At 45.5% G+C, this 16,240-nt stretch carries 14 protein-coding genes; 8 read left to right on the top strand and 6 right to left on the bottom strand.

The window, feature by feature from the left end; genetic code table 11:
• Window positions 1-245 precede the first annotated feature (245 nt).
• The 5 genes from ACRBG0_RS16870 (at window position 246) to ACRBG0_RS16890 (ending at window position 5,797) form a co-directional block, all read left to right on the top strand.
• Window positions 246-1,271: a FecR family protein gene (locus ACRBG0_RS16870; protein ID WP_431488038.1), complete on the top strand. Its 1,026-nt coding sequence runs from the start codon at window positions 246-248 to the stop codon at window positions 1,269-1,271.
• 12 nt (window positions 1,272-1,283) lie between these two features.
• Window positions 1,284-2,849 carry a hypothetical protein gene (locus ACRBG0_RS16875; protein ID WP_431488039.1) on the top strand — a complete coding sequence of 522 codons (1,566 nt, stop codon included), beginning with the start codon at window positions 1,284-1,286 and terminating at the stop codon, window positions 2,847-2,849.
• A gap of 142 nt (window positions 2,850-2,991) precedes the next feature.
• Complete coding sequence (locus tag ACRBG0_RS16880; protein ID WP_020535097.1) at window positions 2,992-3,603, top strand: hypothetical protein; 612 nt, start codon at window positions 2,992-2,994, stop codon at window positions 3,601-3,603.
• A 299-nt stretch (window positions 3,604-3,902) separates the two neighbouring features.
• Window positions 3,903-4,646 (top strand): head GIN domain-containing protein, encoded by a 744-nt coding sequence (locus ACRBG0_RS16885; protein WP_431488040.1) that lies wholly within the window; start codon window positions 3,903-3,905, stop codon window positions 4,644-4,646.
• A 167-nt stretch (window positions 4,647-4,813) separates the two neighbouring features.
• Complete coding sequence (locus ACRBG0_RS16890) at window positions 4,814-5,797, top strand: OmpA family protein (RefSeq protein ID WP_431488041.1); 984 nt, start codon at window positions 4,814-4,816, stop codon at window positions 5,795-5,797.
• An 89-nt stretch (window positions 5,798-5,886) separates the two neighbouring features.
• On the opposite strand, the gene ACRBG0_RS16895 is transcribed toward ACRBG0_RS16890, so the two are convergent.
• The 5 genes from ACRBG0_RS16895 to ACRBG0_RS16915 form a co-directional block, all read right to left on the bottom strand.
• The gene (locus ACRBG0_RS16895; protein WP_431488042.1) at window positions 5,887-6,555 is read right to left on the bottom strand and encodes a hypothetical protein; all 669 of its coding nucleotides are present in this window, start codon (window positions 6,553-6,555) and stop codon (window positions 5,887-5,889) included.
• Between the two features lie 107 nt (window positions 6,556-6,662).
• A complete protein-coding gene (locus ACRBG0_RS16900; RefSeq protein WP_431488043.1) occupies window positions 6,663-7,805 on the bottom strand; it encodes a glycoside hydrolase family 3 N-terminal domain-containing protein in 1,143 nt (380 codons plus the stop codon).
• An 89-nt stretch (window positions 7,806-7,894) separates the two neighbouring features.
• The gene (locus ACRBG0_RS16905) at window positions 7,895-8,206 is read right to left on the bottom strand and encodes an ArsR/SmtB family transcription factor (RefSeq protein ID WP_431488044.1); all 312 of its coding nucleotides are present in this window, start codon (window positions 8,204-8,206) and stop codon (window positions 7,895-7,897) included.
• A 190-nt stretch (window positions 8,207-8,396) separates the two neighbouring features.
• A complete protein-coding gene (locus ACRBG0_RS16910; RefSeq protein WP_431488045.1) occupies window positions 8,397-8,972 on the bottom strand; it encodes an acyltransferase in 576 nt (191 codons plus the stop codon).
• A 9-nt stretch (window positions 8,973-8,981) separates the two neighbouring features.
• Window positions 8,982-10,124 (bottom strand): DegT/DnrJ/EryC1/StrS family aminotransferase, encoded by a 1,143-nt coding sequence (locus tag ACRBG0_RS16915; RefSeq protein ID WP_431488046.1) that lies wholly within the window; start codon window positions 10,122-10,124, stop codon window positions 8,982-8,984.
• 193 nt (window positions 10,125-10,317) lie between these two features.
• Between ACRBG0_RS16915 and ACRBG0_RS16920 the strand changes: the two genes are divergently transcribed.
• Complete coding sequence (locus tag ACRBG0_RS16920; protein ID WP_431488047.1) at window positions 10,318-10,524, top strand: hypothetical protein; 207 nt, start codon at window positions 10,318-10,320, stop codon at window positions 10,522-10,524.
• 26 nt (window positions 10,525-10,550) lie between these two features.
• Here the strand turns inward: ACRBG0_RS16920 and ACRBG0_RS16925 are convergent, their stop codons facing one another.
• The gene (locus ACRBG0_RS16925; RefSeq protein WP_431488048.1) at window positions 10,551-11,300 is read right to left on the bottom strand and encodes a DeoR/GlpR family DNA-binding transcription regulator; all 750 of its coding nucleotides are present in this window, start codon (window positions 11,298-11,300) and stop codon (window positions 10,551-10,553) included.
• A 384-nt stretch (window positions 11,301-11,684) separates the two neighbouring features.
• On the opposite strand from ACRBG0_RS16925, the gene ACRBG0_RS16930 reads away from it, so the two are divergent.
• Both ACRBG0_RS16930 and ACRBG0_RS16935 read left to right on the top strand, forming a co-directional pair.
• Window positions 11,685-14,780 (top strand): SusC/RagA family TonB-linked outer membrane protein, encoded by a 3,096-nt coding sequence (locus ACRBG0_RS16930; RefSeq protein WP_431488049.1) that lies wholly within the window; start codon window positions 11,685-11,687, stop codon window positions 14,778-14,780.
• A 39-nt stretch (window positions 14,781-14,819) separates the two neighbouring features.
• Window positions 14,820-16,130, top strand: coding sequence for a RagB/SusD family nutrient uptake outer membrane protein (locus tag ACRBG0_RS16935; RefSeq protein ID WP_431488050.1), 1,311 nt, complete (start codon window positions 14,820-14,822; stop codon window positions 16,128-16,130).
• The last annotated feature ends 110 nt before the right edge of the window (window positions 16,131-16,240 follow it).

The raw sequence follows: 16,240 nt of genomic DNA on the forward strand, positions 1-16,240 counted from the left end.
TAACCATTTCGATACAATAATGATAAGGTAAGATAATTAAAGAGGCATCTGTTTACCACTTTTTTAAAAACCTTTTAACAGTATAGGCTTGGAACCTTAATACCATGGTAAAGCCTTATCTTTACTTTTTATGTTGCTACTTAGCAGTTTAAGGGAGCTATTTAGTTTTTTTTAAAAAAATATTCATTGGGAATAGGGGGGAGTAAAGCGTACCCACATCCTAACATTGACAAAGGGAAAGAATTATGAAAAATACCCGGGCCGAGGAGTTGATGGCAGCTTATCTCAGTGGCAATATTGCTGCTGCTGAGCAGGAGGAGTTGTTGGCATGGGTAGCAGATTCTTCTGAAGGTCAAAAGTTCTTTGATAATGCGGTTACACTGTGGGATTTGACAGCTCAAATGGCTTATCCTGACTTTTCAGCGCAAAAAGCTAATACTTGGGAAAAAGTAGACGCAAGGTTAACCGATACACCCGTTACAGCGGCGAAAGGCTCAGAGAAAGGAATTATCGTTTCCTTCAACTACCGTCGATGGATGGCAGCGGCGGCGATAGCTTTGTTGCTCGTTGCTGGCTGGTGGACGTTGCAACCTTCGGGTAATACGGCGGTCATTGCCAGTACCTTGAATGATGAGCAGTCGGAGCTGACTTTGCCAGACGGCACTTCGATATGGCTCAATGAAAATACTTATCTGACCTATGAAGAAGTAAACGGCGAACGCCGGGTACAGTTGGAAGGAGAAGCTTTCTTTGATGTGGCGACGGACAGCTTGCAGCCGTTTCGGATTTATGCAGGAGAGGCCATTACTACTGTTTTGGGCACCTCCTTCAATATTCGAGCATATCCTGAAGAGGAGTCGGTAGAAGTAAGTGTGAAGGAAGGAAAAGTTGCTTTGGAAACCCAAACGAAAGCTCCTGATGCTGAGGTAGTCGCACAGAAAGTAGAGTTACTGCCCGGTGATAAAGGAGTATTTGTTAAAGAAACTGCTGCGATTGCTACTAAAGAGGAAGAAGCGAAAAATAGTACTGCCTGGAAGGATGGAAAACTGGATTTTGAAGATGTACCACTCTCCGAAGCGATCAAAGTAATGGAGCGCTACTACGAAGTGGACATTGAGTTGGCCACAGAAGGTTTAGGGAAGTGTTTGTTGAATGGTAAGTACGAGAATATTGCCTTAAATGACCTCTTGGAGGCTGTTGAGTTTTCGATGGAATTGCAATTGGATGAAAATAAAGGCATCTACCGCTTTGCGGGAGAAGCTTGTCAATAGAACCACGACCCCATGTTGTACAAACACCTGTTAAAAATCGGATGTCTGCTTGTTCTGCCATGCTTCGCATGGGCGCAACAAAGTAGTATTCAGGTTAGTTACCACTATCAGGAAACTACTTTAGGGGATGCACTAGTGGATCTGGAGCAGCGTTTTGATCTCAATTTTACCTATAGTCCAAGTCGGTTGCCGATGGATTACCACCTCAATGCTTCGGCCAATAAAATGCCGGTGCAGGATGCTATGGATAATTTATTTGCGACCAGCCCGATCAGGCACGCCTTTATTGGTGATCAAATTGTGCTGAGATCTGACCCCGGAAGACTTGGGCAAATTGAAACTAAAGCGATACAACCCCGTCAAAAGACGCCCCTGTATCAGGAACCACGGCCAACGCCGCCAGCAATAACAGCAATCCCGACGCAAGAGCCCAAACAAATTTCTGGCGGCGACCAATGGCTAAGTGATAAGCTGGAAGAAGAAGATTTGGAGCGAATAGCCATCGCCATGGAAAACCATAAGCGAGAAATGGCAATGGAAGAATACGATGCCACCCACCGCTTGGCGCAGATTTCATTGTTGCCTTATTTTGGCACTAATACGCACCGTAGTAATGAGGTGACTAACAACGTTTCGATCAACGTTTTTTGGGGAACCAGTAAAGCTGTAGATGGTTTTGAAATTGGCGGATTTGCCAATTCCGTTGTAGAAGATATGAGAGGATTCCAGATGGCGGGTGGCGTTAACCAAGTTGGACGAAACGTTATTGGCACCCAACTAGCTGGCTTAGTCAATCATACAGGAGGAACAGTAGAAGGCGCGCAAGTAGCAGGCGTTGGAAACATTGTACTGGATAGCATGACAGGCGCACAGGTTGCTGGATTATTCAATATCTCCAAGCACCATTTGGATGGTAAACAGACCGCTGGCGCTTTTAACTGGGCCAAAGGTGATGTGGAACGCCAAATAAGTAGCTTTTACAATCGAGCCCGCTACGTAGAAAAACGACAGGTAGGTTTGGTGAATGTTTGTGATACGACGGGCAAAGCTCCCTTGGGATTACTGAGTTTTGTTAAGTACGGTTACAATCGGGTAGAGGTTGGTGCGACTGAAAATATGTACGTCAATTTGGGTGCAAAATTCGGGATACGCAAGCTCTACAATATTGTTCACCTAGGCTTGCGCTGGGATGTTGTAGAGCAGCAAACGGTTGACAACCTAACCTCCGAAGCAGTGTATACCACTTGGTCTGTAGGTTATGGTTTAGGGGTGGTTCCCCGGCTGGGAAAGAAAGTTTTGTTGAACGTAGAGGCAGTAGCGATGCACGTTAATGAGATGGATTCCTGGACAAGTAAACTTAACCTGCTAGGACAATTTAGAACAACTTTTGACTATCAATTGAATGGGCGGATGAGCTTTTATGCCGGCCCTGTACTCAATGTGATGTGGTCTCAATTATATGATGCGTCTACCGATACTTACGGTTCACGTATTCCGGTTAACCCGCTGTGGAATGAGCAGCAGGGAGAAACGAATTTTCAAGGTTGGATAGGCTTCTCAGCTGGTATCCGCCTGTAGTATTATCAAGCTTAAATCAAGGATTTAATTACGACTGGTAGTGTACCAGGCGCTTAGTGTAGCACACTAAGTACTGGCTGTGCCATGTCTAAACAATAAATTAACCAAGAGACAACACTTAAGTCTTAAATACACTCGACGAATGAAAAATTTAATGCAAAAACAACTTCTTTTTTTGGCGGTGTTACTCACCGCAACAATTGGCTTACAAGCCCAACATGAAACCCTTTTTAATCAGGCCAGAGTTGTTGGAGCCTTTGGTGGCCCAATTACGGAATATGGATTGAGCAACAACCTGAGTACTTCGGTAGGTGGCGGTGGTGCCCTGGTGATCAACAGTTTCTTCATTGGCGGCTACGGCTTGGCCAGTGTAGATTTTGATCAACTTTACGAAGATGGGGAGGTAGATGTGTTGGATATTGGCCATGGCGGCTTTTGGTTAGGAGGTACTTACCAACCACACCGCCTGGTACACATGTACGGTAGCGCACGTCTTGGTTGGGGCGCTATTAATATTGATCTGAATGGCAATACCCCTTACCGTGAATTGGACAAGATTTTCGTGGCAACGCCAGAAATAGGCATGGAATTAAATATTACCCGCTGGTTTAGGTTGGCCGGAACAGTAGGCTATCGCTACGTGACTGGTGTTAACGAAGACCGTGGACTGAAAGGCGAAGACTTTTCCGGTGCTGTTGCAGGAGTAACCCTGCGTTTCGGTTGGTTTGGTCGCAGAAGAAGCAATAATTGGTAAACCTCACAACCTATTGGCTCGATATTTCGACGATGGGGAAGGAGCTTTGTGTTTTGCTTCCACACTTGGCAGGTAGTGTTCGCTGCGCTCACGTTTGTGCTCGTTCCTCACTAAAGCTCGCGGTTAGCGCGGCTACCGCCGACGCAGTCGGCACCCCCGTGAGCGCAGCGAACACTACCGTGATTCCGATTTATCGGAAGAGCACCAACCGTGAGTTCCGAGGTATCGGAACGAACACCCTCGCGATCCCGAGCAATCGGGAGAGCACCCCCAATACTTAACCCTAAAAATCAAAAATGATGAATAATCTTAAATTTATTTTCGTGCTGGTATGCACCGGCAGCTTGTTCCTTAGTGGATGTTTTGTAGATATCAATGATGATGACGGCCTTTTTGGTTGCATGGATGCGGATGGCCCGATAAGTACTATTGATCTTAATTTGCCGGATTTTTCCGGAATCTCGTTGGCGATGGACGCCAGGGTTGAAATCACCCAAGGGCCAGAACAATCAGTAACGGTTGAAGGGAAGTCAGATATTTTTGACGAACTGGATCTGGATATAAGCAGCAGTGGTATTTGGACGATCAGAACCGAAGATTGTGTCCGTGACGTGGATAACCTCATTTTCTACATTACTGTTCCTGATTTAAATGAGATCAAAATCAGTGGTTCCGGTAAGATTATAAGCACCAATACCTTTGTAGTAGGCGATATAGAGCTTCGTATTTCTGGCTCTGGTGAAATCAATATGGCACTGGAGGCCGATGATATAGAGGTTGATATCTCCGGTTCAGGAGAAGTATATCTGGAAGGTTTAGCTGATGAACTGAGCCTGGATGTTACAGGGAGTGGTGATTTAGAGGCTTTCGACATTGCGGTGCGCGAAGGGAATATAAAAATCTCAGGCAGTGGTGATGCTGAAGTCCGGGTTGAAGACCGCCTGGATGTGCGGATTACGGGCAGTGGCGATGTCTACTACAAGGGGCAGCCCCTGCTGGATGTGTCGATCACCGGTAGCGGTGAAGTCATTGATGCGAATTAAAATGGAGTAGTAATTCAGTAACGTATACGTGCCCTTTCTGCCTCAGTAGAAAGGGCTTTTTTATTTATTTTTTTCGTCGAAAAAAAGGAGGTTTACGAACCTTAGGTGTACTAGATTACGTTAAAGAGACCATTGATTCATTTACCCTTGAACAACCATTTTAAATTATGCGTAATTCTTTGTTTTTCCTGAATATGCTGCTGCTTGTTTTCCTAACCAGCTGCGTTTCACAACAAAAATATACTGATCTCGAAATTGCCAAAAACCGCCTTTCCAATCGGCTTAATGAAACGGAAGCGGAGTTGGATAGCTACCGCAACCAGTCGGCTAAATTGCAATCTCAACTCACTGCTGAACAGGAACAACGGCAACAAGTTGCAACGGACCTAGAGCGTTCTCGCCAACGGTATGCAGAGTTAGATGCGACTAATCGCGATCTACTTGCACGTTATGATCGAATCCTCGAACAGAACCGTACTACATTGGCTGCGGCAGGTGATGAAAATGCAAGTCTCAATGCACGACTCAATGAGAAAGAACAAGAGCTGAATCAACGCCAAAAAGAGTTACAAGGCCTCCAACAGCAATTGAGTGACGAAGAGAAAAATCAACAACGCCTTCAGCAGGAACTCGTAGCCAGGGAGGCAAGAGTAGCAGAGTTGGAGAAAGCCATCGCAGACAAAGAAGCCCGCTTGCGGACGATTCGCGACAGGGTCAACCAGGCTTTGCTAGGGTTCTCAGAAGCAGACCTTACAGTGCGGGAAAAGAATGGTAAAGTATACGTTTCTTTAAGCCAAAACCTGCTTTTTGCCTCTGGTAGTAAGACCATTAACAACCAAGGGAAACAAGCTATTGCACAACTGGCAACGGTACTCAAAGCCAATAAGGATATCAATATTACAGTAGAAGGCCATACCGACACCGATGGAGAGGCCGCCTTTAATTGGGATCTCAGCGTAGGCCGTGCAACCACGGTGGTGAAGGAATTGACGATTAATGGCGTCGCTGCCGAGCGTATCATCGCAGCAGGCCGGGGAGAGTTTTATCCTATCGCAACCAACGATACGGCCGCAGGTAAGGCCCAAAACCGCCGTACCGAAATCATCCTGACTCCTAAATTGGAAGGGTTGTATGAGTTGATAGGGGAGTAGTCGCTACGAGAGATGGTTTTTTACCACATAGTCACCTGGTTTTTTTTAGAAAATTATCTGTGACTATGTGGTAAAAAACGCACTACTGCTCACCAGCGATACGCAGCAAAAGCCGTAACGCCAGACTGTTTGTTACCATCGAAAAAGGAGTTGAATTGAGCGGCGAAACCAACCTTCCAGTTGTAGTTGATGGGGTATTGGAACTGTAGATGAATAGGAATGCCAAAACTCCCCTTTCGTTCAATAGTATGGTATTTTACATCAAATTGATCAAAGTCCAGATTATACACGTAGCCGGAGCTGTATTCCTGTCGGTAGTAGAGATGAGCTATCCCGGTACCCAACTGTAAGTCGGCAAGGCTTCGATCTCCGATCATCCGCCAAAAGACCATAGCTTCTGACCAAAACGCACGGTAAGAGCGGGTGCGCGTATCTGGCAAAGTGGTGGTAGGTAAACGGTAATAGTAATGAATCGTATCCTGCACTTTATTGCCGGCGTAATTGATTCGGGTAGTCAATTCCCAGCGTGGGTGAACGGTACGGCTATAGCCTAAATTGAACCCCAGTCCACGGCTGTTATTGGTCTCGCTACGAATGCTGGTGCTACGGCTATTGCTGCTGTAGGTCTCGTAATGATCTGTTGTTGTTAGATGCAAATGCGACTGGGCAATACCGAAGATGATGCGCTGGTCGGTCGTTTTTTGGGCCAATAATAAAAGAGGAAGCAGGAAAAAGAGGGAGAGCATTGTCGTTTTCATCTCAGAGAATTTTGTTGTAGGTGTTTGAAAAAATATCGAACTCCCTTAAAATTCGACAAGAAAATGATCTACAGCAAGCTCTGTACCTCGGATTAATACAAGTTTAACTATTTAGACAGTTGCTTTTTAAGATTAGTAATACGCTGATAGGATTCTAAGATGCGTTCTGCGGGAATCTCTCCGCTATCTAGCAGCTTTCGTAAAGTCGCGATGGTACGACGGGCGAGTGTTTCATCATAATCTTCGAGGTTATTGCCAAAAACGAGCATATCGACACCAGCGAGGATGGATTGCTTGATGATGGTCTCAAAATCGTAAAGTTTATTTACCGCGTTCATTTGCAGGTCGTCAGAAAAAACGACACCATCATAATGGAAAGAGTCCCGAAGCATAGCCTGAATGTAGTGGGGCGAGAGGGTAGCGGGGTAGATAGAGTCAATGGTGCGGTTGAAAACGTGTGCCGTCATGACCGCCAGGACCTCCTCCGACGCGAGCAGTTGCTCAAAAGGTTCCAACTCTTCGGGCGTCCAGGTAGCGGTGACGTCGGTAAAACCTTTGTGGGAGTCACTCTCTGAGCTACCGTGACCAGGGAAATGCTTGAGGACGGAAAGAATTCCAGCACTGGCATGAGGAATGATCCATGCACGAGCGTGACGGACAACTTGGCCGGTCGTAGCACCATAGCTTCGCTTGATTTTTCCAATCACGGGATTGTCCGGATTGACGTTGATATCGACCACCGGCGCAAAATTGACATTAAAACCAAGCTTTTTTAGGTTAGTAGCGTTTTGAGTAGCATAATAAGTGGTAGAGTCGGTGTTTTCTTTGGCGCCCATGTCTTGAGCTGCCGCAATTTCAGGAAAACCATAAACAGGTCGGAGCCGGGTTACACGTCCCCCTTCTTGATCAATAGCTGTGAGTAAAAAGCCTGGTGCCAATGCCTGCAAATCAGTCAACAATTGCTCGACTTGTGGCGGAGAATCAATGTTTCGACCGTAACGTTTTAGGCCCACATCATAATCAAATAGAATAATATTGCCAATCTCCCCATTAGCGAGTTGGTCTTTAATGATAGGGCTCACGCTGTCGATTTCCAATCCCCGGAAGCCCTGCATAATGAGCTGTCCGAGCATAGCATCGGTGATTTGAGGGGTGGCGTCATCTGTAGAAGATTCGGCAGATGAGGTTGGTTGGCAGGAAGTTGTCAAGAGCAATCCTGTCAGAAAAAGAAGAAGTGAATATTTGTGCATAGTGAGCCAGTTTGTTGCGAAGGAACAATAATTATTTGAATGTCTAACTGGTCTAGTGAGGGGTAAGGTAAGGCTCTTTGTTGAAGACGCTAGCCCACGTTTGAAAAATATGTTTTCAGGCTATTTTTAGCAGACTGCCAGCCTACATCATTTATACGGTAACCAACTGCGCCAGCGAAGGTGTCTTTGATCAGAATCTGCGCATGGCATAATGTTTTTAGGTGTTGGCTTACGCTGTTAGCTGAAAGAGGGATGAATTCAATTATTTCTTTATGCATTAAGAAATCAAATCTTCTTAGGAGATCAATGATTTCTAATCTGGCAGGGTGGGCTAAGGCTTTGGCATATTGAGAGATTTTTTGTTCAGTTTGGGGAAAGAGAAAGCTTTTGTTTTGAGGCATAATGCTGTTTTAAAAGCAATCTACGTAAAAGTTTTTAATTAAAAAAAATAAACATTTTTGTTTTTTAACTATTCGATTTGAATTCACTCGAAAAGATATTGTTTGGTTTAACACGATAGGAGTATCCCTTATTTGAGATTAGTTCTGCACCAAAAGATTGGTTAACTGGTTAATATGTTTTCTGAACTCACTACTCAACTTTCACAAGTCCATCCAGCAATGAATATCTCTCCCCGCTTTCACTACAAACAGCTTTGCCTTGGTCATCAAATTCCAGTCGGTCGCCATGGGCGCTCATCCATCCGATTTGCCGGGCAGGATTTCCCACGACCAATGCATAGGGGGCAACATCTTTGGTGACGACACTGGCAGCACCCACAAAAGCGTAAGTGCCTAAAGTAATACCACAAACAATGGTAGCATTGGCTCCGATACTTACGCCTTTACGTAAGATCGTTGGCCGGTATTCGTGCTTGCGTTCGACGCCAGAGCGGGGATTGATGACGTTGGTAAATACGGCACTTGGCCCAATGAAGACGTCGTCTTCGCAGATGACGCCTTCATATAGGCTGACGTTATTTTGCACCTTTACATTGCGCCCCAGCCGGACTTTGTTGGCCACAAACACATTTTGCCCTAAAGAGCAACTTCCACCAATAATTGCACCAGGCATTAAATGGCAAAAATGCCAGATTTTGCTCCCTGCGCCTATTTGTGCGCCCTCATCAATAATCGCGGTGGGGTGAGCATAGTAGGTTGCACTCATGGGCTTGTTTTAAGAGAAAAAAGCTTTCACCTGAGCAGAGATATATGCGAGGGTATCTTCCTGCAGCTCACTGTGCATAGGCAGGCTGATCACTTCTTTGCAAAGGAGGTCTGTTGTTGGTAGAAAATCTACATCGTTGGCAGCTGTTCCTTTGTAGGCGCTCTGTTCGTAAAGAGGTACCGGGTAATAAACCATACTGGGTACGCTTTTTTCCTGAAGGAACGCTTGCAATTCATCGCGCTTGCCATTGGTAACACGAAGAGTATATTGATGATAAACGTGCGTGCTATTGTCCTGACGGGCTGGTGTTATCAGTGCCTCAATGTCTGCAAAGGCTTGGTCGTAGTAGTCGGCAGCTGCTTTGCGGGTTGCATTGTAGCTGTCTAGATGCTGAAGTTTGATGCCCAGGATAGCCGCCTGAATAGAATCGAGCCGCGAATTGACACCGATTTCATCATGGTAGTACCTACGATTTTGGCCGTGGTTGGCTACCATACGTAGCTTGGCTGCTAGCTCATCATTGTCGGTATAGATAGCACCACCATCACCATAGGCACCAAGATTTTTGGAAGGATAGAAAGAGGTACAGCCAATATCACCTAGCGCACCTGCAGCTTTGACGGTGCCGTCGGGGAAGGTATACCTGGCACCGATAGCCTGGGCATTGTCTTCGACGACAAATAAATTGTGCTTTTGGGCAAGCTCCAGAATAGGAGCCATATCGCAACATTGACCGAAAAGATTAACCGGAACAATGGCTTTGGTCTTATCGGTAATGGCTGCCTCCACGAGTTCGGCTGTTACATTGAAGGTGTGAGGATCAACATCTACCATCACTGGCTTTAGCTGTAGCAGGGCAATTACCTCGGCTGTGGCTACATAAGTGAAGGCAGGAACGATGACTTCATCACCAGGCTGAAGGCCTAATGCCATCAGTGCTACCTGTAAGGCATCGGTTCCGTTGGCACAGGGAATAACGTGCTTTACACCGAGGTAGATTTCTAAATCGGCTTGGAATTTCTTGACCGCTGGACCGTTGATAAACGCACCAGAGCGGATCACATCAATTACTTGCTGGTCGATTTCGGTTTGCAGTTTTTCATACTGCGTCTTCAAATCAACCATGTGGATGGTAGGGGTAGTCGTATTCATAGCGGCAAAGATAAGCGCTTGTCGGGAAATTTTGAACGCGCAGCACTAATCTCCGGTGTAAAAAATAACGATAGGGTGAAACCTATGGAAAAAGCCTACGTATAAGGAAAAAACATATAACTGCTGAGGTACCCATCACATACAATAAATACCTTGCCTTGGCATAGATTCCCAATTGAACACACAATATTTTATGACAGTGGTATTCCCCATCGCTGAAACAGCACTGCAAAGTGTCCATCACTGCGAAGCACGCCAAGAAGGAAGTTGGATAGTTTATACTTGTAAACGTTGCCCTGGTTACGAACGAAAAATTCACCAGGATACTGGCCAGATTGCTATTAAAGGCCCTGTGCCTTTTTCTGTTGAACATGTTTGTGACAGAAGAAAAAGACAATAACAGAGGTATTCTTTTCAAATAGTCTGTTACAATACTTTTACGCCTCGTTCTCGATAGCCCTTGAGGTCGTCGTGCTCTGGATGCAATTCCGTAAGGAGGTAATCAATGTTATTAAGTTCGCAAATCTGAATTTTCTGGGTGCTCCCCAGTTTTTCTGCAATAGATAGTACTACCGTCTTTGTAGCAGCCTTGAGCATAGCTCGTTTTACAACGACAACTTCCCAATCAGAATCTGTAAGACCATGTTCGGGGTCAATAGCATTGGCACCCATAAAGCAAATATCTGGACGCAATTGTTGCAATTGTGTGATAACTTCCCCCCCTATGCTCACTTTGGCAGTAGGGGAAAGTAAGCCTCCCAAAAAAATAGTCTCACAGTTGGGATGTTCCAGCAGCTGTTGAGCGGTAGACAGGCTCATCGTTAAAAAGGTGACTTTTAACTCTGGTGGTAAAATTCTGGCAATTTCTTTATTGGTACTCCCTCCACTGATTAATACCAACATCCCATCTCTAAGCATACTAATGGCCTTTCGGGCAATAATAGTCTTCTCTTGATAGGCATAAATATCATTTTCCCGATAGGAGTAGGAATGATAAGAGCGAGAAAGTGCTCCTCCTCGAACTTTGATCAGCTTATTGCGGTTGGCCAATTCCTGTAAGTCTCTTCGGATAGTATCCTCCGACACCGTAAACTTTTCGCTAAGGTCACTCAGTAACACTTTATTGTGAATATTGACTTCCCTTAGAATCAGCGCCTGTCTTTCTTTCTTTAGCATGAAGTTTACTTTTTGGGCATTTGGATAGGAAAAGAACACTTGGCTCAATATTGCATAAAAATGCATAATGATAGCAGTAGTGCCGGTTTTGCGAAGTTGTATTGGTTTTTGTTGCAATAAATTGCAATTTTTTTGGCCTATTCTGGCAATAAGTCGGGAAATTATGCTTAAATATGCAATGAAATAAGCATTAAGTCGCAAGCTTTTGCTCATTTCACCGCATTAAATTACAATCCTAACCAAACGTATACCAAATTCTATCGCCTAACTTGTACTCGTAGCTGTTTTATTTTTGCCAACACTCAACAGAATCTAATACTTCTTAGAATCTAAAACATCAGCTTTTGCAGGTTAGCCCCGAAGGATATACAAAAATTGGAGGCTATGCAAAGATCTTACACTTTACACCGCTTGCTACCGGCTTTATGCTGCTTATTGGCCGGCTTTGCGCTACAGGCGCAAAATCTCAACTTTACCGTTAACGGTACGATAGTTGATGAAAATAAAACGCCCCTCATTGGGGTGACCGTCCTTATTCCGTCTCTAGGTACAGGGTCTATTACTGATATCGATGGGACGTACACCATCGAAGCTAGTGGCCCGGCGGCTACTTACGAACTTCAGTACTCTTATGTAGGCTTTACCACGGTTGCTGAAAGAATAGAAGTAACCCGTACTGGGCAAGCTTTTACGATGGATGTGAGCTTGGGAACCGACGTCTTGAGAATGGATGAAGTAGTGGTCATCGGTTCTTCCGTAACTTCTAGTCGTCGTTCTTTAGGCAACTCGATTACTTCTGTCAAGGCTGAGGAACTTACCAACGCTAACCCTCAAGGCGTACTCAGTTCGCTACAAGGTAGGGTTGCTGGTGCCCAAATCGTACAAAACTCTGGTGATCCTGCCGGCGGTTTTTCGGTTAGATTACGTGGCTCTAGTTCCATTCTTGGTAGTTCTGATCCGCTCTACATTGTAGATGGGGTCGTTATCAGTGCCGCAACCTCCAATGTTACCAATACCAATGTTGATGCAGGAGCAGCGCAGCCTGGTACCAACCGGATTGCGGACCTTAATCCCAATGACATTGAAAGTGTTGAAATAATCAATGGTGCTGCTGCCGCTGCGATCTACGGATCACGAGCTTCTAATGGAGTGGTTTTGATTACCACCAAAAAAGGAAAAGCGGGCAAGCCACAAATTACCCTTAGCTCTGGCCTGAATGTTAACCAAATCAGAGAAAAGGTTTATATCAACCTCAGAGGTGAGCAGTTTGGTAGTGCAACTCAACGACTGTATCCTATCGCAGGTGCTGACCCCGTTACTGGCGGTCTTACGGTTGGTGCTAATTTCTCTACCGACAAAGTACCCGTTACACGTTATGATTATCAAGACGAGATTTTTGACACCGGCATGGGTACGGATCAGCATCTCGCTATCAAAGGCGGAAATGAAAGCTCAAACTATTACGCGGCCCTGAATTATACGTTTAACGAAGGGATTGTACGCAATACGGATTTTCGCCGCTACGGTGCTCGCTTACGCTATAATCAAACCGTTAGTGACTGGATGAGCATCTCTATGGGTTTGAATTACAATAATTCTTACTCTAATGAGAAACCGGATGGCAACGTATTCTGGAGTCCGATCAACACCATTAATATTACCAACAACATCTGGGACATTACCCAGCGTGATGAGTTGGGCAACCTGCAATCAGTAGAACCTACTCGTGTGAACCCACTGAGTGTTATCGAAGATTTTGATATCAACCAGGAGGTAAATCGTGCCATTGCTGATGTGAAGGTTTCTATTTTTCCTTTTGAAGGATTTAGCCTGACTTATCTGGCAGGTGCGGATACTTACAATCAGTTGGGTAATACCTTCATTCCTCCGTATCCTTATAGCCCGGTAAACCCTGGTTATTTCGATGATGGTTATGCTTCTACAGCTACTAACCAGGTGTTCCAAATGAACCATGATATCAATGGTGCTTACACCACGATCGTTACCGATAATATCAGTTCGACAACCCAGTTTGGTTTTTCTTCTCAATTTTCGAAAAACCAGTACACCGTTGCTGACGGTCGCGCACTAGCGCCTTTTGTAGAAACAGTAAGTGGTGCAGCCAATCCGTTTGCCCCACAATCTAATATTGCGCGTTTGCAAATTTGGGGGTACTACCTCCAGCAAACCTTCAGCCTGAAAGATCGCTTGTTCCTTACCCTCGCTGGGCGTGTGGATGGCGCGAGTTCGTTCAGCCCTGATAATCGCAACCAGTTTTACCCAAAGGTGAGTGGTAGTTACCTGATTTCTGACGAAGACTTCTGGCAAGGTAGTGGCATAAGTAATGCTGTTTCTACCTTCCGCTTGCGTGCTTCTTGGGGACAAGCTGGTAACCTTACAGGTATCGGCCCTTATGATCGATTCAACAACTTCAGCACAGGTAACCTTGGTGGTGATCTGACGATCAATGCCAGTAATACCCTCGCCAACCCTGATGTAAGGCCAGAACGCCAGACAGAGTTGGAGATTGGCGCAGACTTATCACTATTCAATGATCGGGTAGGCCTTTCTGCTACGTATTATCAGCAGGATATTGAAGACTTGTTGGTAGAACGCGTACTTCCTGCCTCGCAAGGCGGTAAGGCAATTACGACCAACGTAGGAAACATGGAAAACAAGGGCTTGGAAATTGCCCTGACAGCGACGCCTGTTCGGACGAGCAAGGTCAGCTGGGATGTCTTTGCCAACTTTAGCCGCAACCGTAACAAGGTATTCAACCTTGGCCAAACCTTAATCGGTATCAATAATGTAGCCGGTGCACCAATATTCTTGGTAGAAGGAGAAGCTATAGGTGTTTTCTATGGGACGTACCAAGCTACTAATGCTGATGGAAGTATGTTATTGACGCCTGACGGCTTGCGCCAGCAAGAACGCGGTGATGTAACGACCAATACGCCTAGTCGTGATGCTGATGGTCAGCCAACAGGTGATCCGCTACGCCGCGTAATTGGTGACCCTAACCCTGATTTTATATTAGGCCTGGGCTCACAGATCAATGTAGGTAAATTAAGCTTAGGCTTCTTGTTCGAATCTGTTCAGGGTGTTGATGTTTTTGATGCCGATAAAAGAACACGTCAGGGAGTTGGAGTAGGTGAATTTGCTGAGCAGGAATTGACTGGTGAACTACCCCGTGGTTGGGTATGGTCGATCTATCCAATTTCGGAATGGCGGATGAGTGATGGTTCGTTTACCAAACTACGTGAAATTACCCTGAGCTATACCTTTGATAAATTATTTGATGGTGCTTTAAACAATACGGTACTAACAGTTGGGGGAAGAAACCTCTTCTCTATTGATGACTTTACCAGTTATGATCCGGAAGTGAATGCTGGTGGACAAAGTAACCTGTTGCGCGGCGTGAATTTCGGCCAGGTGCCGATTCCTCGTGTCTATACCGTGACCCTGAAGACCAACTTTTAGGAACTGCACAAATTGTCAAAGAATTTAAAATATTACGACATGAATCGTCTAAAAATATATCTAAAGCACAGCGGTATTTTACTGCTCAGTTTACTCACTTTTGCAGCCTGCGAAAAGGATTTTACTAATCCAGGCGCTGCTACAGAAGCTCAGGTGCTAAGTACACCTGATGGTGTGATTGGTTTGGCAGCTGGCGCGCAGCGCCGGTTCTCTGTTGGTCGCCAAAGCCCTGTTTATGCTACCGTCGCTGGTGCTGGGTTCACAACAGGAGAGTTGAGGCTTATTAACCCTGGTAATGCAGCAGAAAACGGCGTTTCCCTAGGGTATGCAGACCTGCCAGGTAGCAATGGCATCGTTACCAATATCTGGGAGCAGTGTCTATTGACACGCAATGAAGCTGACAAGGTAATTGCCAATGCCGATATTATTCCTGATGCTAATACGCGTGCCTGGACGATAGCTTATGCCTCGATTTTTCAGGCACTCGCTAACGGAACAATGGCCGACTTCTTTGAGCAGGTTACCTTGACAACAGAAGAGAATGCTACTTTCTCAAGCCGTGAAGAAGCCATCAAAGCAGCAATTTCTTCACTTGAGAAAGCGCGTGATATCCTCACCAGTGATGATGGTGGACTAAAGGAGCGTATTCCAGCAGATATTGATATCCCAAATACGGTGCAGGCATTACTCGCACGCTATTATCTGCTCGATGAGCGGTATAGTGATGCGATTAATGCTGCCAACGCGGTAGACCTAAGTGTGACGTCTACCTATACTTATGATGATGTTAGTACCAACCCCATTGCTTTCGTATCGATCCTGACGAACAATGTCTATCAGCCGATTGACTTGACTTTAGGTTTGCCAACTGATCTTCAGCCAGATGCTGCAGATCAACGCCTGGCCTTTTATTTTCAGGACTTGAACCCTGCGATGAATGATTACCGGGCAGCTGCCTTTTTTGATGATAACAAAGACGGTATTCCTATCTACCTGCCGGGTGAAATGTTGCTCATCAAAGCAGAAGCTTATGCACGGCAAAATCAGCTGAGCGATGCGATCGGCGCATTAGATGAAGTACTGACCAAGCAAGCTGGTGATGATGCCTTTGGTATTGGTGCCGGATTGCCTGCTTACAGCGGCCCGGAAACACAGGCAGATGTACTGGCTGCAATCTATGCTAACCGCTGTATGGAGATGATGATGTCTGGATTACGCCTTGGCGACAGCAAGCGATTCAATCGTGCTGGCCCTAATGATGCTGATGCTGAAAGAAATAGAAATTGGTACCCTTACCCGTTCTCAGAACGGGATAATAACCCCAATACTCCTGATGATCCGGAGATTTAAAAGCAGTAGGGTAAGCACGCCTTACCTTACTACTTTTGGTCTAGTGATTGTTCTATAATCCATTTGAATGCCCCGCTCTTTGAGTGGGGCGTTTTTTGTTAGAAGAACCT

It is taken from the genome of Lewinella sp. (assembly GCF_050633125.1).
Lineage (GTDB): Bacteria > Bacteroidota > Bacteroidia > Chitinophagales > Saprospiraceae > Lewinella.